The organism is Neptunomonas japonica DSM 18939 (assembly GCF_000422765.1).
GTDB classification, from domain to species: Bacteria; Pseudomonadota; Gammaproteobacteria; order Pseudomonadales; family Balneatricaceae; genus Neptunomonas; species Neptunomonas japonica.
Genome location: NZ_AUGR01000026.1, coordinates 23,727 through 46,354, shown reverse-complemented (window position 1 = coordinate 46,354; position 22,628 = coordinate 23,727). Strand labels below are relative to the sequence as shown.

Sequence of the window (22,628 nt, the reverse complement as noted above, 5' to 3'; positions counted from 1 at the left end):
GCTAAAAACCCAAAGTGGTTACGAATGTTTAAAAAATCTCGACACAGTCAGCCCTTAAAATAGAGCGGGATCAGCTTTTTCATGTGGGATATCCAGTGCTTCACGTGCACCTAGCAACTCACCGGCAGTGACTGAGCCTTTGCGATATAGGCTAGTTAATGCCGCCCACGCAATATAGCGAGCATCAACTTCAAAGTGGTCACGTAGCGTCGGGCGACTTTCACTCAAGCCAAAACCATCAGTCCCTAACGCAGTCAGTCCTTCTGGGAACCAACGCGCAATGCCGTTCGGTAATGACTTCATGAAATCAGATACAGCAACAAAAGGGCCGCTCTCACTTTCAAGCAGTTGCTCAACATAATTCAGAGACGGATTCTCAGGGTTTAGTAAATTATGCCGTTCGATAGATTGAGCTTGGCGAGTAAGTTGGTTGTAACTAGTCACGCTCCAAATATCTGTACTACAGCCATATTCCGCCAAGATATCAGCAGCCTTTAGCACTTCCTGCATCAAACTACCGCTGCCCATCAAATGTACTTTGTGACCATCACTAGTACCTTCTTTAAAGCGGTACATGCCCTGTAAAATGCCATCTTCAACATTGTCAGGCATCGCTGGCATCGAGTAGTTTTCGTTATACAAAGTTAGGTAGTAGAAGATATTCTCTCCCTGCTCATACATACGCTTGATACCATCCCTCACAATAACAGCCAACTCATAGGCAAAAGAGGGATCATAGCTGTACATATTAGGGACAGTCGCTGCTACTGCATGAGAGTGGCCATCTTGATGCTGCAAACCTTCACCATTCAGAGTCGTTCGTCCGGCGGTGCCACCTAGCAAAAAGCCTTTTGCTAAACTGTCTGCACATGCCCAGATCATGTCGCCAACACGCTGAAAGCCGAAGATAGAATAAAAAATGTAGAACGGAATAGTCGGCACACCATAATTGGCATACGCCGTACCTGCTGCCAAGAAAGAAGCCATAGCACCAGTTTCACAAATACCTTCCTGCAATAGCTGTCCATCTTTTGCTTCTTTATACGGTAGCAAACTACTGGAATCGACAGGTTTGTATTTTTGCCCCTCACAGGAGTAAATACCAAATTGATTAAATAAGGACTCCATACCAAAAGTACGTGCTTCATCAGGCACAATAGGGACAATGTATTTACCTAATGTTTTATCTTTAAGCATACGTGACAACATTTTAACGAATGACATCGTTGTAGATTGCTCACGCTTTGTGCCTTCTAGCGCTTCTTTAAACAAGCTCAACTCAGGCGCAACAACAGGCACAAAATCGACTTTTCGCGAAGGTAAGTAACCACCTAAATTTTGGCGTTTTTCATGCATATACTGCATAACGGCACTATCATCTTTTGGCTTATAAAGCTCAGCAGCCGCTAGAGCATCATCATTTAATGGGATATCGAAACGACGCCCAATATCAATTCGCTCAGTAGCCGTAAATTGTTTCTTTTGGTGCGAAGTATTCTGCCCTTCAGCAGACGCCCCCATACCATCACCTTTCACCGTTTTCATCAAAATTACAGTCGGCTTACCATCACTACGCAGTGCCAAATCAAACGCACCGAAGATCTTACGACGGTCCTGCCCACCACGTTTTATGCAACGTATTTGCTCATTGCTGAGTGTTTTCATTAACGCATCAAGCTTTGGATCACCTTCTGTCCAGTGATCACGGACCGTTGGGCCATCTGAGACAGTATAAAATTGATAATCACCATCAACAGCGCGATCCATACGTGCTTGTAAAATCCCATCGTGATCACGTGAAAAGAGCTCGTCCCACTCACTTCCCCAGATTACCTTGATAACATTCCAACCAGCACCACGATAATTACGCTCTAACTCTTGGATGATTTTTCCATTGCCGCGTACCGGCCCATCTAAGCGCTGCAAGTTACAGTTAACCACCATCACCAAGTTATCTAGATTATCGCGTGTCGCCATATTGATGGTGCCTAGTACTTCCGGCTCATCTGATTCACCATCGCCAATAAAGCACCAAATTTTCCCGCCATCTTGGTTTTTCAAGCCGCGATTTTCTAAATACTTCATGAACCTAGCTTGATAAATCGCAGAAGGCGTTGATAAACCCATCGATGCGGTAGGCCCTTGCCAAAAATCTGGCATACGCCGTGGGTGTGGATACGAACTTAACCCACCGCCGTCTTGTAATTCGCGGCGAAAGTTCTGCATCTGTTGGTCAGACAAACGCCCTTCAACATAAGCTCTGGCATATAAACCCGGAGCAGCATGTGCTTGAACTAACAGCTGGTCACCGCCGTATTGACCCGTTTTATTTTTGAAAAAGTGATTAAAACCCACTTCCAGCATCGTCGCGGCAGACTGGTATGTCGCAATATGCCCACCAACACCAGTACCTTGATCATTTGCTTTAAGGACCATAGCCGCCGCGTTCCAGCGGATAATATTTTCTAATTGCTGCTCTAACTCAGGATTACCTGGATAAGCCGGCTGATCATTGGTAGAGATACTATTTCGATAAGGCGTATTAAGCGTTGCTTCCGTTAAGTTAATATTTTTACTCAACATATAATTTTGTAATAGGCGCAAAATATCGCGACCACGGTTTTCTCCCTGGGCGCTCAAAATATCATTTAGAGCCTCAATCCACTCTTTATTCTCTTGAGTCATCTCATCATTACTAAATGACTCAGTTATAGGATTAATTGTATTCATATTATTTTTCCCAAAGGACATAAACGACAGAGTAATAATGGGACTCGAATAGAGTCCCTTAATGGCGCCCCTTATAAGGACAAAAGCAATCAGCCTTGTGAACTGATATGGACCGGGAGAAATGGGTAATTATCTTCGCCGATTCTTAAATTAATTTAGCATTTGCGTGTTAGCTTTAAATTGCGAAGTCATCTATAAAAAACCAATTTCATGGTGATACATACCAATTTATGAACAGTAATTAGCACAGAAACCTCACAAAATTTCAAAACAGCAAAATCCATATCAAACGCACTCTCACAACACCTGTGACAGAAATTTTGCTAAGCGAGGATGTTCAGGGTTATCAAAAAATAATGTAGGGGTATCATCCACCAGCAACTCCCCCTCCTCCATAAACAACACACGGTCAGCCACTTCTCTGGCAAAGCCCATTTCATGGGTCACCACAACCATGGTCATCCCTTCTTTGGCTAAACTTTTCATGACATCCAGCACTTCACCCACCATTTCTGGATCCAGCGCAGAGGTTGGCTCATCAAACAACATAATATTGGGCTTCATGGCCAAGGCACGAGCAATAGCCACACGCTGCATCTGCCCACCTGATAGCTGTGATGGATAGTTTGTCATACGAGACTCCAAACCCACTTTGCATAACAGCGAACGAGCGTGTTCCTCCACTTCGCGGCGATCTCTTTTAGACACTTTCAATGGCGCTAGCATCACATTTTCCAGCACGCTCATATGTGGAAAAAGATTAAACCCTTGAAACACCATGCCGACTTCTTCACGCAATTTATTGATATCAGTATCTTTGGCGTACATATCAGTGGCATCAATACTAATAGCACCGCTACTAATAGTTTCCAGTTGATTCAACGTACGTAAGAATGTTGACTTACCTGATCCGGACGGCCCAATTACAACCAGTACTTCACCTCGGTGAACCGTTGCCGAAACATTTTTCAAAGCATGGCAACCATTGGGATAAAACTTATCTATGCCGGTGGCTACGATCATGTCGTCGCCTGTATATTCTTTAATCACTGTTAGCTAACCTCTTCTCTAGTAGTTTCACCATCCATGACAGGCTTCCGGTCAGAACGAGGTAAAGCAGCGCTACCGTAAACCACACTTCAAAGGGCGCAAACGTACCACTAACAACCTCACGACCGGCTTTTGTTAAGTCAGTAATCGAGATAACTGACACCAAAGAGGAGTCCTTAATGAGATTAATAAATTGTCCGGCCATAGGCGGTAAAGTACGTTTAAATGCTTGAGGTAGAACGATATAGATCATGGCTTGGGCATAATTCATTCCCAAGCTTCTGGCGGCTTCCATTTGGCCAGCAGGTATTGATTGAATTCCTGACCGAATAATTTCTGCGACATAGGCTGCAGCAAAAATAGACAACGCAGCAGCACCTGCGGTAAATCTATCAAGCCCCAATACAGTTCCAATGAAAAAATAGAAGATGAAGATCTGCACCAGCAAAGGTGTCCCACGTACGATCTCCACATAAATTAGCGAGAGATATTTAAGCGCCGGGTTGGATGAGACTCTCGCCAAACCTACAAACAACCCGATAATGACAGCGAAGATGAGCGAAACAATGGAGATTTTTAAGGTCATCACCAAACCATTCATAATGGGGCCTAAGCGCCAATCATTAGTGGTTGCAACGACATCCCCCTCAAATATCATGTCACCATCCCCAACCACTAGCTGTGAGAACTCGTTAAACACCTGTGCAGGCTCAGCACTGTTATCTGATTCAATCGATACAGACAAACCATCTGTACTGATGCTGGCCACTCCATCAAAAGGTGACATAACAGGCCTAGGTTCTGTATTAACCAGATAAGGAACAACACGCTCCCAACGCCAAGTATATTGAATACTCTGGCTAGCCAACAAAACCGAGTAGCCAACACCCAGTAATATAGCTAACAGCACACCATGCCATAATAGTTTGTTTGGTGTTTTTTCCATCTTCACTCAACCCCTGTCAATTAGTTACTGTGTAATTACTGAACGTGCTTTAACCAGGAGTCACTGTTGAACCACTTGTTATAAATACGATCGTAAGTACCGTCGCCTTTGACTTGGCGTAGAAATGTGTTCAGGTAGTTAGTGAAGTCAGGATCACCTTTACGAATAGCCCAACCCAATGGCTCATAAGTAAACGCTTCATCAATATGAGTTACACGCGCTTTATTTTGCGCTGAGAAAATTGCGTTTGAAGCTAAATCATAAACTAAGGCATCGGCATTACCGTTAGCCACTTCAAGAGCACCTTCGGCCTCGGATTCAAACAAACGAATATTAGCTTTAGGGATAAGCTTTTTAGCCGCAATTTCACCTGTGGTTCCTAACTTGGCAGCAATGGTATATTTAGGGTTATTTAAGTCTTTATAGCTTTTTATCTCTGTGGCAAGAGAGGGCTTAATAAGAAGAGACTGTCCTACGACAATGTAAGGATCTGAGAAATTAACCTTGAGGTTACGTTGCGAGGTAATCGTCATTCCACCAATAAGAATGTCGCATTTATTCGTTAGCAACGCAGGAATAATGCCATCCCAAGCAGTATTAACAGGTGTATGTTTAACACCTATAGATTTAGCAAGTAACTTCGCCATATCAATATCAAAGCCAATGTAACTACCATTTTTTGCTTTCATTTCAAACGGCATATAACCCGCTTCAAAACACACTCTTAATTCATCTGCCTCTATTACTTTATTAAGCGTTGACTCCTTCCATAATTCTGATGAACCAGAGAACGCAACCGAACTAACGGCCATCATCGCAAGAAAAGCCGAGACTCTATTTATCTTTTTCATTTTTGCTGCCTTTTATATTTATTATTGATAAATTATTTTCACATTGTGCTAATTCACATCCCTGTGCTTCCTGCTCCTATTACACATGCCTATTGATGATTAACTCGCCATCAACAGCTGCTCCTTTCATAATGGTCATTGCATTTGGGCTCTGCTGTAGAGCGGTTTGACGCAGTTTTTCAAATTGCTCAGGCGTGCCATCACCTGCCACCTCGATGCAATAATCCAGCTCAGTAAACGGCACAGGTGATTCAGGATTGATATCCAAAAAACCTGCTAAATCAAGCTGTCCCCGCACGGTGACCTTGAGGCTTTCTAGCTGAATCTCCATAACCGAAGCTCCAACCGCAAAACCCACTAAAATGCAGGCGCCAACACCTGACAACAGATACTCCTGCGGATTTGGCGCATGATTGCAGCCCAGTAGCTGCCTAGGCTCATCAATCTCCCACGTAAAATCACGGCTCACTGTGTGTGGACCAACACTCATAGGTAAGGCGGTAACTCTTGAGCGAGTGCCACTTTGCCAATTAAGTTCAACGCCGTATTTGGCAATCGCTTCACGCGGGTCATTTTTAATTTCATTAACAAATTCACTTAGTGCAGAAACTGCAATTCCATTACGCATTATTTGTTCTCCAGTAAAATTGAGTTAAGAGCCTGCTCGAAGTCATTGATGAGATCTGTGGCATCTTCAATGCCCACAGATAAACGGACACAACCAGGGTTAATGCCCATATCTGAACGCTGTTTTGCGGTGAATCCCGCATGAGAAGTGTTATATGGAAGGCTGATAAGTGACTCCACGCCTCCCAAACTGGTTGCCTGCTTAGGTATGCGTAAACGGGCTAATAAATCGAGCGCTGCGTTATCCCCCCCCTCGATTTCAAAGGCGATCATGCCGCCACCATTATTGAGAACATTCGCGGCTAGCTCGTAATCTGGATGACTATTGAGCAAAGGATAAAAAACGCGCTTAATGACACTTTTCTGCTCAAGAAATTCAGCCAACTGATACGCCGACTTTTCATGTGCTTGCATGCGTATCGCTAACGTTTTTAAGCCACGCTCAAACATGAAACAGGCATGTGGGTCCAAACACCCTCCGTAAGTCAGCAAACGAGGCCAAATCATATCCACTAGCTTACGGCTGCCCATCACCGCACCAGCAATCAAGTCACTATGGCCATTCAAGTATTTAGAAGCTGAATGAATAACCACATCAGCACCTAGCTCAATCATTCGACAGCTAATAGGCGTAAGGAACGTCCCGTCGATAATCAAACGTAATTGATGGCGCTTAGCAATTTCAGATAAGCGCTTAACATCCACCAGCTTGAGCAAAGGGTTGGTTAACGCTTCAAAATAAAGAATCTGTGTATTCGGTTTGATAGCCGCTTCAATCGCTGCATAGTCACGCGGGTCTACATAGCTAACCGTCATATTGAAAGTAGGCAGCTCCTGATTAAAGAGGTTATAGGTCCCGCCATATAGCTCATTAGAGGCAACAATATGCGCACCTTTATCTACCATTGCCATCACGGTTGCCGTAATGGCCGCCATGCCAGAGCTAAAAACCAAAGCCGACTCAGCCCCCTCTAGCGCAGCTAGTTTAGTTTGCACTGCCCACTGATTAGGGTTGCCGTATCGCGTATAAATAAAGCGATCTCTTGCATACCCTTCTTCCACAGAGCGGTACTGTTCATCGCCTAAAAGGAAGGTTGATGTCTGATAGATTGGCGTACCAACAGCACCAGAAGCTTGATCATCCAATGTCCCGGCATGAACAGCAGCAGTAGAAGCCCCTGCGCTCGACCAGTCTTTATGAACTTGTGCGGGCCCTGTGTGGCGCTTACGCATTAGCTCTGAAGTCCAGTGAACTCCTTCTGAAAGAGCACTTTGACCAAGGGAATCGCCTTTAATCGATTCTGATACAGTAGATCCTTGAACTTTTGTCATTCTTACGCCCTGTTATATGTTTTCTTATAGAGGGGTAATAGCAAGGACCAAACCAACTATTTAAATATCTTTAATATCAATAAGTTAAGCAAATAAACGCATTATTTATTTAGAAAAACTGTCACATTTTTATTACAAAAACACTCACAAAGTGTATTTGAAATTCATTAATATCTAACAAAAACAAAGAAGTAGAATTAATGTAATAATAAAATTACACTGTAATAAAAATAATACGGATAAAGCCCGATGCGATTCGATATACGATCAAAAGACAGAATAGGCATCACGCAAGAGATACTCGCCGTGTTTTCTCAGCAAAATTGGAACCTTGCAACCGTCGAGATGCACTTACATCACACCTTTGTTGAGCTGGACGATAACGCCACCCTTGATGAATTAAAAAAGTGCTTACAAAATATAGAAGGCATTACTGAAATAGTTGAAGTAGACCTACTACCAGGCGAGCGACGTAGCCAACACTTAGATGCGGTGTTATCTAAGCTGCAAGACCCTATTTTAGATATCGATATTGAAGGCCGCATTTTATTAGCTAACACCGCAGCTGCAGTCCTACTCAAAATGGATAAGGCTTCATTACAAGGAGTGTCACTAGCCGAATTTATTGACAGGCCCCTCTCCTCCATTTTATCAAGCACAGCTAAAACACTGGATATCAACGTGGGAGGACATGCATTTATCGTCGATATCACGCCTGTTTTCTCTTATAACCAAAGTGAAACTCAAGTCTCTGGTGCCGTACTGCTTTTGCAAAGCTTACGCCGTATTGGGCAGCAAATATCTGCTGTTAGCCACACACCTAGTGACAGCATTACTTCACTCATTGGCAGCTCTGAAGCAACCCAAACACTCATCAAAAACACACAGCGCTTTTCTCGCTTAGATATGCCAGTGCTCATTCAAGGGGAAACAGGGACGGGGAAAGAGCTACTAGCTCACATGCTGCATGAGAAAGGCACACGTAAAGATGCGCCTTTTATGGCGATAAACTGTGCGGCACTACCTGAAAATTTGCTCGAAAGTGAGTTATTCGGATACGCGCCAGGGGCCTTTTCAGGGGCCAATAAAAACGGAAAACCCGGCCTTTTTGAAATTGCCGATGGCGGCTCTGTATTTCTTGATGAAATAGGCGAAATGTCTGCTTATCTGCAAGCTAAACTACTTCGCTTTTTGCAGGAGTATTCTTTTAGGCGTATTGGCGGAGAGAAGGAGATCTCGGTAAATGTCCGTATCATCAGTGCAACGCATAGAGATTTACTAAGCATGGCTGATGACAACACTTTCCGTGAAGATCTATTCTATCGACTCAATGTGTTAAACCTCCAAGTGCCACCACTGCGTAATCGCCGAGCTGATATCCCAGCTCTCAGTAAGCACTTCATTATGCGTGCTGCTGAGCAAACTGATAGAACGCCACCTCACATTGGTGAAAGCGGTTTAGATCTATTAATGAGCTACCACTGGCCAGGTAATATTCGAGAGCTACAGAACGTCTTATTTAGAGCAGTCGCTATGTCAGACGACGACATGCTTGAAGATCATGACATCTTAGTAGATTCAAAACTAATACAGAACTCAGATAACGGAAGCCTAGGTACATTTGGAAGTTGGGAAGCGGCCCAAGAAAACTTTGAAAAATCCTTACTGAGTGAGCTGTACCCACAATACCCCTCTTCGCGAAAGCTCGCGCAACGCTTACAGGTATCTCACAACACCATAGCGTTAAAGTTAAAAAAGTACGGGATCAAGCCTGCCTAAAGAACAAGATAGAACGTGGCCCTAAGGCCACGTAAAACAGATCAGACACGCTGTAATGCTTGTGCTATATCGGCATAGATATCTTCGATATCTTCTAAACCAACAGAGATTCTAACAAGACCTTCACTAATGCCGTATTTAGCCCTTTCTTCTGGGGTGTAAGTCGCGTGAGTCATGCTCGCAGGGTGCTGGCATAGTGTTTCAGCATCACCCAAGCTCACTGCTCTTTTGATCATTTTAAGCTCATTCATAAACTGCACACCCGAAGCAAAGCCCCCTTTTAGCTCCATTGCTATCATGCCACCGTTGCGTGTCATCTGAGCTTTAGCTAGCGCATGATAAGGATTATCCACAAGCCCAGGATAATAAACACTCTCAACCGTATTATGCTGTTGCAAGCGTGTTGCTATTTCTTGTGCACTATTGCAATGGCGTTCCATGCGCAGTTCGAGTGTTTTTAATCCGCGGAGAATCAAAAACGCCGTTAATGGTGCAATCACTGCACCCGTCATATCTTTTAATCCAAAAATACGAATCTGATCAATAACCGACTGCTTACCAATCACAGCCCCTGCTATCAAATCACCGTGACCACCCAAGTATTTAGTCGCTGAATGCACTACCAAATCCGCACCTAAGTTAAGAGGCCGCTGTAACGCCGGCGTACAATAAGTATTATCAACCATCACTTTGATACTAGGGTCATAGTCATGTACTAACTGGCTAATCGCTGTGATATCCATCACACGCATATTCGGGTTCACTGGGCTTTCAAAATACACAACCTTAGTGTTTTCAGTTAAGGCTGAAGCGACTGCTTCAATATCGGTACAATCAATAAACTCAACATCGACACCAAACTTGCGTAAGCCATGCTGAAGATAAGCAAAGGTGCAGCCATACAGGGTTTTATCGGCTATGACTCTGTCTCCCGGCGCAACCAGTGTCCATAAGGCGGCGGTAATCGCCCCCATACCTGAGGCGGTAGCTAAAGCGGCTTCGCCATCCTCCAAATCAGCTAAACGCGTCTCTAGTAGTGCCTGCGTCGGGTTAGAAATACGGCTATAAAAATGCCCCTGCTCTTCACCAGCAAAGCGTGCTGCGCCTTGTTCTACATTGTCAAAGCAGAAGGTGGATGTCATATAAACAGGCGGATTTAATGCGCCTTCATTTTCAGACGCATCGTAACCGGAATGGATTGCACGGGTTGAAAAAGACAGGCTCTTATTATTGTTCATCATAATCTCCACTTAGACACGCTTGATTCTAAAAAAACTAAGTGGTTAGAATAGCTATCATAGCGTAGCCAATCTGGTCTTATTCGACCCACATAACACTTAAATTGGCACACAAATCTAAAAAATAGACAAAATTTGATTAATTATGCCAATTAAAAAATTAGACCGAATTGACCGCAAAATTCTTGATGAAATTCAACGTGACGGCAATATCAGTAATCTTGAGTTGGCAGACAAAGTTGGGCTATCTCCCTCCCCTTGCTCTAGGCGAGTTCGACAACTAGAAGATGCCGGTATTATCGACAAGCAAGTCACACTTCTTAACCAAAGTGAGCTGGGATTACCCTTAACCATCTTTATCCATGTAAGCCTTGAAAAACAGCTACCTAAAACACTGGATAACTTCGAGCGGAGCATTTCAACTTATAACGAAGTATTAGAGTGCTCATTGATCACTGGCAGCGATGCCGACTACCTGTTAAAAGTAGTCATGCCCGATATGTCTTATTACGAAAAGTTTTTATTGAAAGAGCTCAACCAAATAGAAGGCGTCTCGAGTATCCGAACGAGCTTTGTGATGCGCCAGGTATTAAATAGAACGGCCTTGCCTCTTTCGCACATCAAATAAAAGAATCAAAATTTATGGCACAAAAGGAGGTAATAATGGCACAGGAAAGTGCACCAATGCGCACTTCACTTTATACACTGATGCATAGACTGAACAACGGCTCTAACAATAAAAAATTAAAGGATGCTGACAATGTTAAAACATAACACTCTCGCTATTTTAATCAGTGCGGCGCTTGTCTCAACACCTGCCCTGGCCACCTCTCAAGTGGCGGACTCCGTGGCTCCGGAAGTTGCAAGTGGCACTAGCACCAAAACTAGCGTATCCGCTAAAGACTATATGGTTGCTGCAGCAAACCCACTGGCGGCAAAGGCTGGTTATGAGGTACTAAAAGCAGGAGGTTCCGCTGCTGATGCGCTGGTCGCCGTGCAAGTCATGCTTGGCCTTGTTGAGCCACAATCATCAGGGCTCGGTGGTGGTGCATTTCTCGTTTATTACGACGCTAAAACGAAGCAGGTCACTACCTTTGATGGGCGTGAAACAGCACCGCTAGCAGCAACACCTGAGCTATTCCAAAACGCTGACGGCAGCACCATGAAGTTTTATGATGCGGTAGTTGGCGGGCGCTCTGTAGGTACGCCCGGTACCGTAAAGCTATTAGAAAGCGTCCATAAACGCTACGGGAAACAATCATGGGAGTCTTTACTAAAACCTGCCATTAGCCAAGCACAGCAGGGCTTTATTGTTTCACCACGTTTAGCGAGCTCAATTGCCGCTGACGCTGAGCGCCTAAGCCGCTATCCAGATACTAAGGCATATTTTTTCAATGAAGATGGCTCGCCGCTCTCTGCAGGGCAACGCCTCAAAAACCAAAAATATGCTGACACGCTAACAACATTAGCTGGTAATGGCGCCGATGCTTTCTACAATGGAAAAATAGCGCAGGATATTGTCTCTAGAGTACGTTCAGCAGATGGCAACCCCGGCGTTTTATCCGCCCGTGATTTTGCGGCCTACCAAGTAAAAGAGCGCCCTGCTACCTGTGCGCCTTATCATCAATATGATGTATGTGGCATGGGGCCACCAAGCTCAGGCGCCCTAACCGTTGGGCAAATTCTTGGCATCTCAAGTAACTTTGATTTAAGAAGCTTAGGAAAAGACAGCCCACAATCTTGGCAAGTAATCGGCGACGCATCACGTTTAGCCTTTGCTGATCGAGGACGCTACATGGCTGATAGTGATTATGTGCCGATGCCCCAAGGGCTGCTTGATCCAAGCTACTTAGCAGAACGCGCCAAACTGATAACACTAGGAACGGCCCTTAGCAAAGAACAAGTAACAGCAGGAGAACCTGCATGGAGGAGCATGCAAAAAGTTGCACTTGCAGATGACGAGTCAATTGAGCTTCCATCAACCAGCCACTTTGTAATAGCGGATAAAGAGGGCAATATTGTCTCAATGACAACCACTATCGAAAACGGCTTTGGCTCACGCTTAATGAGTAACGGTTTTTTACTCAACAACGAGTTAACTGACTTCTCATTTGCTTCACATAAAAATGGCTACCCAATCGCCAACCGCCTAGAACCCGGCAAGCGCCCACGCTCATCTATGTCGCCCAGCATTGTGATGAAAGATAACGCACCCTATATGGCTATCGGCTCACCCGGTGGCTCACGCATTATCGGTTACGTGGCTAACACCTTAATAGCCCACTTTGATTGGGATATGCCGATTCAAGAAGCCATCAACCTACCCCACCTTGTAAACCGCTTTGGCACCTACGACCTAGAAAAAGGCACCAGTGCCGAGCAGTTCAAAACACCACTAGAAACGATGGGCTATAAAGTTAATGTACGGGACTTAAACTCGGGCATTCACGCTATTTTATTGAAAGATAATAAACTTACAGGAGCAGCCGACCCACGCAGAGAGGGAGAGGCATACGGGGACTAACATTTAGAACCTGCGTGATAAAAATTCATCAGAACTCATACTCCGCATTAAGCATTTACCTAAAGTGGGCCTGAGTTATTGGGCTCACTTTTATTAGTTGGATGTAATCGCAAAGCGATAGAACTGTTATATTCCGCTTAAGCAGCTTGTGAGCTGTTTGTTACGTTAACAACAAGAGCTTTCGCAAGTCACGTTCTTGCCTCATAACATGCAAAATATAAACCTTATCGTTGTCTATTTTGTAAAATATACGACAAGGATTCACGACGACTTCTCGGTAATTTAGATTACTTAACTCAATTGGCTTCTTTCCTGATTCCGGAAACGCCTCAAGACGATCAGTTTTATCAAAGATTTTTGTTACCAATTTTTTAGCTGACAGAAGATTACTCAGAGCAATGTATTCAGCTATATCGTTTAGATCACCCAGAGCAGGATTCGTCCAAATTATTTCAGCCATTTATTCATTTTTTCTTTAGCTTCAATATTTGATGTGGTTTCCCCTCGGCTAATTGCCTGTTCGCCTTTAGCTAAAGCCTCAAGAATTTGCATACGTTTTTGCATAAATTCGAAATCATCAACATCGACAAGGTATGCAGAGGGTTGTCCATGCTCGGTAATTAATACAGGCTCTTTAGAAGAATGAAGCTCAGATAAGATTTTCGTTGCTTGACGCTTCAATGTTGTTACTAATTCTACTCTCATAAAAACCCCACACAAAATAGTATCACTAGAGTATCACTACAAAAACAATTTTGGAAATACAGCTGACGTCTCAAACACCGGTGCAGCTTACTGCGTTCGTGTGCTTTGACTTGATACTTATTGCGGAATCGATTTTCATGCCCGCTCTCTTTACGCCGGTATCATCGATCAAGATGCTAATACACTGCTCCATAAAGAAGTACTCGCCAATCCAGAAGCAGTCTATCAGTTGATCGAACCCTATAACATCGCAATAAGAGAGCCTCTACGCGCCCGAATAAGTGCTAGTGGTATGTTTGCTGTAAGTACACTTAACAGCCGACAAAGACAGATGAAGTAAACGGTCTTGCTAATGGTTTTATAATTGGCCGCTGACGCGGCCGATAAGAGTTACTTTGGCCTATTTACTTGAGAAGGCTCATATGTGTTAGCAGTTTTATAAGCTATTGCTTCGACTACGACCACTCTTTACTAACCACGACAAGTACTCTACGCCTATATTTGTAATTCGAATATTATTTTCTTCATTAACAATGAGTTGCTTTGCGTATAAATATTCTAAATAGCTTTCTGGTGTCCATTCTTTCAATACATCAGAATTTTTTATAATTATATTTTGTGCGAACTCATCTACGAAAGCAGGAGGTTTACCATCAGGTATTGCATCATTTAGTATACGAAGTAATTCGATTTGGCTTGTGAAAATATCTTGGTTTAAAGCCTCAAAATTAAGCGATATTTGAGTACCTGCAAGGTGCTTAATCAAAATTTTGGCAGTATCACTATCACAATCAAGATCTCGAGCTTCTAAATCTCTTTTTATATGATCTTCATATTCATTAATTACGATAGAATCTCCGATTCTATCCAGTAACTTTTTAACTTCATCCTCGTTTTCTCTTAACTCCGTTTTCTGGTTGTTCGCTTTTTGTTGCTGTGGTGTTTCATGATAATCACCATAAACGTTAGTATGGTTTTGTTCCTGTTTTTGACTGTTAGATATTGTGATTAGTTGATTTAATAAGGCAGTATTTTTTTGTTCTAGCTCTTTTACCGCTCCCTCTTTTTTCTTAACTTCTCTAGTTACGGATATTAGCTTTCCAATCGAAAAGTTATCAAAAGACTCTGAAAGTACTAATACCAATAAAATAGAAATTAGGCTAATTATTCCAGTATTTATCTCACCTTTAGGTGCAACACAAAAGTAGTTGTAAAAAACCATTGCAACTAACATCAAGCAAAAAAGCACAATTAGTGTGCGAACAAATCCATTATTTTTATTACTCTGCTCCGACATGAGACTCCTTGACTGCTAACGCCGCCATAAATTGCCGCTTGAAGCGCAGCGTAAAGCGGTCGATTTGATGGCTTTGTTACATGCTTTACTTGAGCAATAAATCTGATAGAAAACGAACATTATTTATCTCTATTGTTTCGCTATTGTGTTGTAATCCAAGTTGAACATGGGCTTCACCGGTATCAAAGGTAAGCGGAACCAAATATGTCGCATATGTTGTTGTACCTGATGATGTCATTGAAGCTACTCTAGAATTTTGAAGTTCGGGCGTACCCACTTTTTGAAGAGTACCAAGCTTTTTAAACATATTAAGGTATAACTGCCATTGTTCTGGCGTAGCTGCCTCCATGCCTTCTTTAGACATTAGTAATTTGTATTGCTCGATTTCCCAGGTTGTAAGCTTTGGGATAGCCTCCTCGATATATGGCGGGAATGTCTCCTCTTTATCGATGCCACCGACGCTTGTAATAACAATGATAGCGACAAAGAATACAACAACACTTAAAACCCCGAACCCTAAATATTTAAAAAATTTCTTCATAACTTCCTACGTAGTTGTGCATGTAACATTTTAATACTGCGCATGCGCGTTTACGCGCAGACTGCTAAGAGTGCATTGATTTGAAGAGGATTGATAAATATAGATTTTTTGACTGCATCTGTTATTTTCCTCCGTTGAAAATAAGCATGCGCGTTTTAATCGCTCAGATTGGCACGGTATTTTACTGCGCTTTTCCTTATCTACTTGATAATGCATAACTTTCTAATCAAATACCAGAACAAACCGTGCACAATGGGCAATCCATTTGTGGCAAAACGCGCACGTAACCTGAGAAAATAAAAATATACTGTATAGACGCACATAAAATAGAGCTTACTTATCAACAGGAAAGTTAGCTCACAATAAAAGCCGCTTCACATTAATGAAACGGCATTTTTTTGTTTCGTAATAGCGGATATCGATTTCTACATTTTAGCCGCTAATCTTGTTCCTTGATCAATGGCACGCTTTGCGTCCAGTTCAGCTGCGACATCAGCACCACCAATCAAATGAACAGCTTTGGTTTTAATCTGGTCTGCCAGCTCACGGCATGGATCTTGGCCTGCACAGATAATAACGTTATCCACAGCCAGCAGTTGCGCCTCACCTTTCACTAATATGTGGAGGCCTTGATCGTCAACTTTTTGGTATTCGCAGTTGTTGAGCATTTTCACGCCTTTGTTCACCAAATCTGCACGGTGAATCCAACCGGTGGTTTTCCCTAGGCCTGCGCCTACTTTGGTCTTTTTACGCTGCAATAAAGTGACTTCACGTGCGGCCGGTGCAAAGTTTTGCTCGACCTGCTCCACGCCACCACGTGCAGACATGCTCATATCTACACCCCACTGCTTCATAAAAGCAGGGATATTCTGGCTGGTCGCTACACCTTGATGCACCAAGGCTTCACTGATATCAAAGCCGATACCACCGGCACCAATCACAGCGACTTTATGGCCGACATCTTTGCCATTCATTACATCTAAATAGTTCAGCACTTTGGGGTGAGTGATGCCGTCAATCTCGGGTAAGCGCGGTGTAATACCGGTTGCAATAACGACTTCATCAAAGTCGCTATTATCGAGCATCCCAGCTGTCACGCGTGTGTTTAGCTGTAAATTCACACCGCTCAGTTCTATCTGCTTAGCAAAGTAACGGATGGTTTCGTAAAACTCTTCTTTACCCGGAATTCGCTTAGCAATATTGAATTGCCCGCCCACTTCACAGGCTGCATCAAACAATGTGACTTGGTGGCCTCTTTTAGCGGCAGTGGTAGCAAATGCTAAACCTGCTGGGCCCGCGCCGACAACGGCTACCTTTTTACTCTGGGCAGCCATCTCGATCACTAATTCTGTTTCGTGGCACGCTCGCGGGTTAACCAAACAGCTTGTTAGCTTGCCTACAAAAATATGGTCTAAACAGGCTTGGTTACAACCAATACAGGTATTGATTTCATCTGCACGGTTTTCAGCTGATTTTAGTACAAACTCGGGGTCAGCCAAGAACGGCCGTGCCATCGAGACCATATCGGCATCACCACGAGCCAACACATCTTCAGCTACATCGGGTGTATTAATACGGTTAGAGGTAATCACAGGGACTGACAAGGCTTTACGTATTTCAGCCGTGACCCAAGTAAACGCTGCTCGCGGCACCTTAGTGGCAATCGTCGGGATGCGCGCTTCATGCCAACCAACACCTGTATTGATGATAGTGACACCGGCTTTTTCTATCGCTTTACCCAACTGCACCACTTCTTCTTGCGAGCTTCCGCCTTCAACTAGGTCGAGCATAGATAAGCGGTAAATAATAATAAAATCTGTCCCTACTGCTTCACGTACACGGCGAACAACCTCTACCGGAAAGCGAATGCGCTGCTCATATTCACCGCCCCATTCGTCATCACGTTTATTAGTACGCGTCACAATAAATTGGTTAAGCAGGTAACCTTCTGAGCCCATGATCTCGACACCATCATAGCCCGCCTCTTTAGCGAGCGAGGCACAGTTCACAAAATCCTGGATTTGTTGTTCGATCTCATCTTGCGTCAGCGGATTCGGCGGAAACGGATTAATCGGCGCTTGTACAGCCGATGGGGCCACCAGCTTAGGGTTGTAGGCATAACGCCCGGTGTGCAGGATTTGCATACAAATTTTGCTATCTTCTGCATGCACGGCATCCGTCACAGTACGGTGATGCGCGACATCTTCTGGCGTCGCCATTAACGCGGCAGCTGAATGCACAGCACCTTCAGAATTAGGGCCGATGCCTCCTGTCACTATCATGGCTACCCCACCACGCGCACGCTCTGCATAAAATGCAGCCATACGCTCAAAACCATTGGGCGCTTCTTCCAGCCCTAAGTGCATAGACCCCATCAATACGCGGTTCTTTAATGTGGTAAACCCTAGGTCCAGCGGTGCTAACAAATTCGGATAGTGTGAATGGCTCATGTCGGCTCTCTCTGTAGATTCTGTCATTTTATTTTTGTTTTCTTACTCTGTGAAGGCAGATTTTATGGGTCTTAGCCCTTCAAAATCAGGTTGTTTACCTGACATCTTCGCCGCAAATGTTTGCATCATATCCGCGGGCTGAAACATACCGGCCTGCCACGTCGCCATATAGCTCAGACTATCAGCCGTGCTGTGATCACGCGCATAATTGATCATCTGCTTACAACCGGTGACCGCTAACGGTGACCTTTGTGAAATCAACTCAGCTATTTTCTTAACACCACTGAGCATTTGGTCTTGATCGTCAAACACTTCATTTACAAAGCCTGAGGTAACCGCTTCTTCTGCCAACATTTTCCGGCCTGTATAGGCAAGCTCACGCGCTAAACCCGGAGCAACGAGCTGCGGCAAACGTTGTAACGTGCCTAAATCGGCTGTCATCCCCAGCTCAGTCTCTTTTACCGTGAAGAAGGCATCTTTGGTGCAATAACGCATATCACTCGCACACACCAGATCTAAGGCACCACCTATGCAACCGCCTTGTATGGCTGTGAGCACTGGCATACGTACATCTTCCAGCACAGAAAAGCAGGCTTGTAATTGCTGCACTAAACGGCGCATCGCTTCTGCGCGTCGCCCCGCTTCTCCTTGAAACATGTCAGGATCTGGTTGAGTAAAAACTTCTAGATCCATTCCTGCACAAAAATGCTTACCCGTTGAAGAAATCACCAATACACGTGCTTCTGCCGTTATATCCAGAGCTCTTATAGCCTCTGGAAACTCGCGCCAAAACTCCCGACTCATGGAGTTATATGCCTCTGGTCGATTCAACTGCAGGTGTGCAATTTTATCATTTACCACCAGATCAAAGGTTTGGTAGCTCATCTGAATTCCCTTATCTTATTATCATTTTATTAATCTAGACACCGTCAAGATAATATTCTATTTTGACAGTGTCAAGATAGCTTGATAAATTTCGCCCCATGACTAAAGATAAAAAGACTTACCACCACGGTGACCTGCGCAAAACTCTACTAGACACAGCTACGGCGATTATTCGTGAAGGTGGCGTTGAATCCCTTTCTATACGAAAGCTTGCAGACCAAGTCGGCGTCTCTAGAACCGCCCCTTATCATCATTTTAAAGATAAAAACGAACTGCTATGCGCTATCGCTGAACAAGGTTTTTTACAGCAAGATCAAGCGGTAAAGAAAATACCTGCCCAATACCCAACGTTGCTACCTGCGGCTCTATTTGAGCAATACGTACTCGCCTATATTCGCTTTGCCAATGAGCAGCCAGAAACTTACGATCTCATGTTCGGTCGTGAAATATGGAAAACAGGCACACCCACTGAATCACTAAAGGTGATCTCAAAAAGCAGCTTTAGAATTTGGGTAGAATGGATCGAAGAACTCAAAGAAAAGAATTTATTTAATCAGGAAGAGCCAACGCTTCGTATAGCACAAGCCAGCTGGGCCGCATTGCACGGACTATGTCGGCTATTTAACGATGGTATCTATGTAAATCGCGAAGACCTAGAAGCCATTGCTACAACCACCGTTCATATGTTGATTCAAACCAGCGGAAAAGCAACAAAGAGCAAAGAGATATTATAAAGCACGCCAAAGGCCATCAAAAAGCGCCCACTCCCCTTAGTCAATGCCACTCTCTCTGGGGCATTGGCTTTAAGTAAGACAAGTAGCCTCGGTAAAAAAATGAATGCCATTAGCCCAGATAATAACCAAGCATGATCAAACCACCACGCTAGCAATACTACGCTTAACGCCACACAAGCAATGATCACCTTGTAAATGATGCTACCTGCTGAGTAACCAATACGCACAACCAATGTTTGTATGTTAGCTTGTTTATCGGCCTCGAAATCTCTTAGCTCATTGCTGAGCAACAATAGAGACACCAACAAGCTAATAGGAATACTGAAAAGAATAATGGAAGAGCTCCATTGCCCCATAACAGCTAGATAGCTGCCAACCACCATTAATACTCCCATCAACCAAAACACCAAGACGACTCCCAGCCCTCTACTTTTATAGTTAACGGGTCGTAATGTGTAGCCCAGAGCGCCCACTAAGCCAACGAGGCATAAATATAAGAAATCCAAACCTATCTGGTAAACAAACCATAAGCCAATCAAGGTCGCTAACCCAAAGCAGCACAAGCCTATTCGAAAATTTTGTTGTATCGCCGCTACCTGATCAATGCCCAAATTATAGTGGTCACTGATATCCGAATAGTCATTAATCAAGTTAACGCCAGCTTGCAACAAAACCCCACCCAATAGCACTAATAAGGTGCTGAATAAGCTCTGCGCGCCATCAGCCCACGCAAGTGACACACCTGCACCACAAGCAATTAATGCTACAGCAAATGAAAAAGGCCTTAGTGCCTGGCTGAATTTATATTTATCTTTTCTAATATGATTCATAAGCCGTTAAAAAAGGCGCCCTTGAGCACCTTTTAATAGATCAGTGGTTGTTAGCGCTTACGCTGCACCTGGTGCATTAGGCAAATCGCGCATCAATAAAGCATAGCTCATATCAATACCCGCTTCGAAATCCATGGGTATCTGCATGACATGACCAGAGCCTGGCGCAACATCCACAGATTCACCACGTTTGTTGATCATGGTATCCAATGTGAATTTTCGGTTACCTGTTGGTGTCATCAGCTCAAGCGTATCACCTTTCTTAAAGTGGTTTTTCACTTCAATGGTCATCATGCCCGCTTCTGCATCGTAGTTCGAAACTTCACCAACAAACTGCTGATGCACGCCGATAGAGTGCCCAGTTTCATAATTTTGATATTCATCATGAACATGACGACGATAAAAGCCTTCCGTAAAACCACGGCTTGCTAAGTTTTCCAACTCATCCATTAGACCCATATCAAACGGTCGCCCAGCGACAGCATCATCAATCGCCTTACGATAAGTTTGCGCGGTGCGTGCTGCATAATAGTGCGACTTAGTACGCCCTTCAATTTTTAGCGAGTCTACGCCCATCTCTGCTAATTTATGTACGTGCTGAATAGCGCGCAGGTCTTTTGAGTTCATAATATATGTACCGTGCTCATCTTCAAAAGCTGGCATATATTCACCCGGGCGAGTCTCTTCCTGAAGCAGGAAAATCTTATCGGTATGCTCACCTTCACCTAAAGCTGGCGCATTTTTTTCTTGTGCAGGATCAAAAGACTGCACTGGAATGATATCACCCGAATCATCCTGTTTAGCCTCGTGTGCATCGTACTTCCAACGGCATGTATTAGTGCAAGTACCCTGATTAGGATCGCGCTTATTAATATAGCCAGAAAGCAAGCAACGGCCAGAATAAGCGATACACAAAGCGCCGTGGACGAAAACTTCGATTTCCATTTCTGGACAACGCTGACGAATCTCAGCAATTTCGTCTAACGACAACTCACGTGACAATATAACTCGCTCAATACCTGCCTGATGCCAGAATTTAACGGCAGCCCAGTTCATCGTGTTCGCTTGTACTGACAAGTGAATAGGTATATCTGGGAAGTTTTCTTTCACCAGCATGATTAAACCTGGGTCCGACATAATAATTGCATCGGGCCCCATCGCAATAACTGGGCGAAGGTCATCGATATAAGTCGTCAACTTGCTGTTATGTGGCAAGATATTACTGGCCAGAAAAAACTTTTTATTTAGCTGATGAGCGTAATCAATACCCTCTGCAAGATTCGCCATAGTAAAGTCGTTATTACGCACCCGCAGACTATATCGAGGCTGTCCGGCATAAACAGCATCTGCGCCATAGGCAAATGCATATTTCATGTTTTTTAATGTCCCCGCAGGAGACAATAATTCTGGGCTTCGCATACTTAATACTTACTCGTTTTCATGCTTGAGGGTTATTGAGCTTCTTACCTAACATTTGATTTACATAAGCGTTAGGCAAGGTCTTGCAGGTCGATTTCAAACAATGGCGTATAAACAGAACCGTGTTCACCGGGCTTACTCTGCAGTAAAACCACTGAGTCAGCTAAGCTGTATAAGTTTAACTCTGGCCACTGTTTAGGGTGTTTAAGCTTATTTTGGTTAGGCAGCTTCCCTAATGTGATATGCGGTTTGAAATCAGCCAAATCACTCTTTATGCCGGCTTCTTTAACCATGTTAGCCACACTTTGTTGCAAAGAACGTAACGCTTTATTCTCTGAAGGCAGTGCCGCTATTAATGATAGTTTTTTACTAATTTCGTAATAATTAACTTTTTCTAAACAAACTTGGAATGACAGCTCATCTTTCAATTGTTGCTTTGCTAGTTGTTCAAGCAATTCAACTTGATCAAGAGCCGTGTCACCAAGAAAGCAAAGGGTTAAATGGTATTGGTCAGAATCAACCCAGTCCACTTCGAGCTTGCGGTCATATTCACACAAGCCATCGGCATGATCAGCCAACTGCCTTACAACGGAGTCATGCAGCCGTAGGGCAAAAAACGTTCGAATCCTCATCGGTTCGTGTTTACAACCTTTGCTATTTTAAGAGCGAGTATTTTGCCTTGCTACTCTA

The 22,628-nt window shown here is 43.8% G+C and carries 20 protein-coding genes; 4 read left to right on the top strand and 16 right to left on the bottom strand.

Features of this window, described 5'->3' with window-relative positions; all coding sequences use genetic code 11:
• Positions 1–54: 54 nt before the first annotated feature.
• The 6 genes from aceE to G511_RS0115880 all read right to left on the bottom strand — a co-directional run bounded on the left by aceE (position 55) and on the right by G511_RS0115880 (position 7,536).
• Positions 55–2,730, bottom strand: coding sequence for a pyruvate dehydrogenase (acetyl-transferring), homodimeric type (gene aceE / locus G511_RS0115905; protein WP_084629133.1), 2,676 nt, complete (start codon positions 2,728–2,730; stop codon positions 55–57).
• 297 nt (positions 2,731–3,027) lie between these two features.
• A complete protein-coding gene (locus G511_RS0115900) occupies positions 3,028–3,777 on the bottom strand; it encodes an amino acid ABC transporter ATP-binding protein (protein WP_425411407.1) in 750 nt (249 codons plus the stop codon).
• Entirely contained in the window at positions 3,773–4,726 is a 954-nt protein-coding gene (locus tag G511_RS0115895) for an amino acid ABC transporter permease (RefSeq protein WP_028470518.1), read from the bottom strand. The genes G511_RS0115900 and G511_RS0115895 overlap by 5 nt, the downstream gene beginning before the upstream one ends.
• Before the next feature lie 35 nt (positions 4,727–4,761).
• Positions 4,762–5,577 carry a transporter substrate-binding domain-containing protein gene (locus tag G511_RS0115890; protein ID WP_028470517.1) on the bottom strand — a complete coding sequence of 272 codons (816 nt, stop codon included), beginning with the start codon at positions 5,575–5,577 and terminating at the stop codon, positions 4,762–4,764.
• 79 nt (positions 5,578–5,656) lie between these two features.
• Positions 5,657–6,205, bottom strand: a complete 549-nt coding sequence (locus G511_RS0115885) for an OsmC family protein (protein ID WP_028470516.1) — start codon at positions 6,203–6,205, stop codon at positions 5,657–5,659.
• On the bottom strand, positions 6,205–7,536 hold the full coding sequence (locus tag G511_RS0115880) for a trans-sulfuration enzyme family protein (protein ID WP_036552256.1): 1,332 nt from the start codon (positions 7,534–7,536) through the stop codon (positions 6,205–6,207). Before G511_RS0115880 ends, G511_RS0115885 begins: the two co-directional genes overlap by 1 nt.
• Positions 7,537–7,785: 249 nt before the next feature.
• Here G511_RS0115880 and G511_RS0115875 point away from each other — a divergent pair, with 249 nt between their 5' ends.
• Complete coding sequence (locus tag G511_RS0115875) at positions 7,786–9,315, top strand: sigma 54-interacting transcriptional regulator (protein WP_028470514.1); 1,530 nt, start codon at positions 7,786–7,788, stop codon at positions 9,313–9,315.
• 41 nt (positions 9,316–9,356) lie between these two features.
• Here the strand turns inward: G511_RS0115875 and megL are convergent, their stop codons facing one another.
• Positions 9,357–10,556 (bottom strand): methionine gamma-lyase, encoded by a 1,200-nt coding sequence (gene megL / locus G511_RS0115870; protein ID WP_245574101.1) that lies wholly within the window; start codon positions 10,554–10,556, stop codon positions 9,357–9,359.
• Positions 10,557–10,698: 142 nt separating this feature from the next.
• Between megL and G511_RS0115865 the strand changes: the two genes are divergently transcribed.
• Together G511_RS0115865 and ggt are read left to right on the top strand one after the other, a co-directional pair.
• A complete protein-coding gene (locus G511_RS0115865) occupies positions 10,699–11,181 on the top strand; it encodes an Lrp/AsnC family transcriptional regulator (RefSeq protein WP_156905234.1) in 483 nt (160 codons plus the stop codon).
• 132 nt (positions 11,182–11,313) lie between these two features.
• Positions 11,314–13,077, top strand: a complete 1,764-nt coding sequence (gene ggt / locus G511_RS0115855; RefSeq protein WP_028470511.1) for a gamma-glutamyltransferase — start codon at positions 11,314–11,316, stop codon at positions 13,075–13,077.
• Positions 13,078–13,237: 160 nt separating this feature from the next.
• On the opposite strand, the gene G511_RS0115850 is transcribed toward ggt, so the two are convergent.
• From G511_RS0115850 to G511_RS0115825, 6 genes are all read right to left on the bottom strand, one after another.
• A complete protein-coding gene (locus G511_RS0115850) occupies positions 13,238–13,537 on the bottom strand; it encodes a type II toxin-antitoxin system RelE/ParE family toxin (RefSeq protein ID WP_028470510.1) in 300 nt (99 codons plus the stop codon).
• Positions 13,525–13,782 carry a type II toxin-antitoxin system Phd/YefM family antitoxin gene (locus G511_RS0115845; protein ID WP_028470509.1) on the bottom strand — a complete coding sequence of 86 codons (258 nt, stop codon included), beginning with the start codon at positions 13,780–13,782 and terminating at the stop codon, positions 13,525–13,527. Before G511_RS0115845 ends, G511_RS0115850 begins: the two co-directional genes overlap by 13 nt.
• A 436-nt stretch (positions 13,783–14,218) precedes the next feature.
• The gene (locus G511_RS0115840) at positions 14,219–15,079 is read right to left on the bottom strand and encodes a hypothetical protein (protein ID WP_028470508.1); all 861 of its coding nucleotides are present in this window, start codon (positions 15,077–15,079) and stop codon (positions 14,219–14,221) included.
• Positions 15,080–15,164: 85 nt separating this feature from the next.
• Positions 15,165–15,620, bottom strand: a complete 456-nt coding sequence (locus tag G511_RS24645) for a hypothetical protein (RefSeq protein WP_211224925.1) — start codon at positions 15,618–15,620, stop codon at positions 15,165–15,167.
• Between the two features lie 425 nt (positions 15,621–16,045).
• Positions 16,046–18,070: an oxidoreductase gene (locus G511_RS0115830; RefSeq protein ID WP_156905233.1), complete on the bottom strand. Its 2,025-nt coding sequence runs from the start codon at positions 18,068–18,070 to the stop codon at positions 16,046–16,048.
• A gap of 42 nt (positions 18,071–18,112) precedes the next feature.
• The gene (locus G511_RS0115825; RefSeq protein ID WP_028470505.1) at positions 18,113–18,955 is read right to left on the bottom strand and encodes a crotonase/enoyl-CoA hydratase family protein; all 843 of its coding nucleotides are present in this window, start codon (positions 18,953–18,955) and stop codon (positions 18,113–18,115) included.
• Positions 18,956–19,053: 98 nt separating this feature from the next.
• Between G511_RS0115825 and G511_RS0115820 the strand changes: the two genes are divergently transcribed.
• A complete protein-coding gene (locus G511_RS0115820) occupies positions 19,054–19,689 on the top strand; it encodes a TetR/AcrR family transcriptional regulator (protein WP_028470504.1) in 636 nt (211 codons plus the stop codon).
• Here the strand turns inward: G511_RS0115820 and G511_RS0115815 are convergent.
• The 3 genes from G511_RS0115815 to thpR all read right to left on the bottom strand — a co-directional run bounded on the left by G511_RS0115815 (position 19,647) and on the right by thpR (position 22,570).
• Positions 19,647–20,519 carry a prenyltransferase gene (locus tag G511_RS0115815; RefSeq protein WP_028470503.1) on the bottom strand — a complete coding sequence of 291 codons (873 nt, stop codon included), beginning with the start codon at positions 20,517–20,519 and terminating at the stop codon, positions 19,647–19,649. The two genes, G511_RS0115820 and G511_RS0115815, sit on opposite strands and share 43 nt — an antisense overlap.
• A 57-nt stretch (positions 20,520–20,576) precedes the next feature.
• Positions 20,577–21,938, bottom strand: a complete 1,362-nt coding sequence (gene trhP / locus G511_RS0115810) for a prephenate-dependent tRNA uridine(34) hydroxylase TrhP (protein ID WP_028470502.1) — start codon at positions 21,936–21,938, stop codon at positions 20,577–20,579.
• A 71-nt stretch (positions 21,939–22,009) separates the two neighbouring features.
• Entirely contained in the window at positions 22,010–22,570 is a 561-nt protein-coding gene (gene thpR, locus G511_RS0115805) for an RNA 2',3'-cyclic phosphodiesterase (protein ID WP_028470501.1), read from the bottom strand.
• Between the last annotated feature and the right edge of the window lie 58 nt (positions 22,571–22,628).

Coding starts and splice junctions, on each gene's coding strand:
- aceE (WP_084629133.1), bottom strand. CDS start 2,730: ATGAATACAATTAATCCTATAACTGAGTCATTTAGTAATGATGAGATG.
- G511_RS0115895 (WP_028470518.1), bottom strand. CDS start 4,726: ATGGAAAAAACACCAAACAAACTATTATGGCATGGTGTGCTGTTAGCT.
- G511_RS0115890 (WP_028470517.1), bottom strand. CDS start 5,577: ATGAAAAAGATAAATAGAGTCTCGGCTTTTCTTGCGATGATGGCCGTT.
- G511_RS0115885 (WP_028470516.1), bottom strand. CDS start 6,205: ATGCGTAATGGAATTGCAGTTTCTGCACTAAGTGAATTTGTTAATGAA.
- G511_RS0115880 (WP_036552256.1), bottom strand. CDS start 7,536: ATGACAAAAGTTCAAGGATCTACTGTATCAGAATCGATTAAAGGCGAT.
- G511_RS0115875 (WP_028470514.1), top strand. CDS start 7,786: ATGCGATTCGATATACGATCAAAAGACAGAATAGGCATCACGCAAGAG.
- megL (WP_245574101.1), bottom strand. CDS start 10,556: ATGATGAACAATAATAAGAGCCTGTCTTTTTCAACCCGTGCAATCCAT.
- G511_RS0115865 (WP_156905234.1), top strand. CDS start 10,699: ATGCCAATTAAAAAATTAGACCGAATTGACCGCAAAATTCTTGATGAA.
- ggt (WP_028470511.1), top strand. CDS start 11,314: ATGTTAAAACATAACACTCTCGCTATTTTAATCAGTGCGGCGCTTGTC.
- G511_RS0115850 (WP_028470510.1), bottom strand. CDS start 13,537: ATGGCTGAAATAATTTGGACGAATCCTGCTCTGGGTGATCTAAACGAT.
- G511_RS0115845 (WP_028470509.1), bottom strand. CDS start 13,782: ATGAGAGTAGAATTAGTAACAACATTGAAGCGTCAAGCAACGAAAATC.
- G511_RS0115840 (WP_028470508.1), bottom strand. CDS start 15,079: ATGTCGGAGCAGAGTAATAAAAATAATGGATTTGTTCGCACACTAATT.
- G511_RS24645 (WP_211224925.1), bottom strand. CDS start 15,620: ATGAAGAAATTTTTTAAATATTTAGGGTTCGGGGTTTTAAGTGTTGTT.
- G511_RS0115830 (WP_156905233.1), bottom strand. CDS start 18,070: ATGAGCCATTCACACTATCCGAATTTGTTAGCACCGCTGGACCTAGGG.
- G511_RS0115825 (WP_028470505.1), bottom strand. CDS start 18,955: ATGAGCTACCAAACCTTTGATCTGGTGGTAAATGATAAAATTGCACAC.
- G511_RS0115820 (WP_028470504.1), top strand. CDS start 19,054: ATGACTAAAGATAAAAAGACTTACCACCACGGTGACCTGCGCAAAACT.
- G511_RS0115815 (WP_028470503.1), bottom strand. CDS start 20,519: ATGAATCATATTAGAAAAGATAAATATAAATTCAGCCAGGCACTAAGG.
- trhP (WP_028470502.1), bottom strand. CDS start 21,938: ATGCGAAGCCCAGAATTATTGTCTCCTGCGGGGACATTAAAAAACATG.
- thpR (WP_028470501.1), bottom strand. CDS start 22,570: ATGAGGATTCGAACGTTTTTTGCCCTACGGCTGCATGACTCCGTTGTA.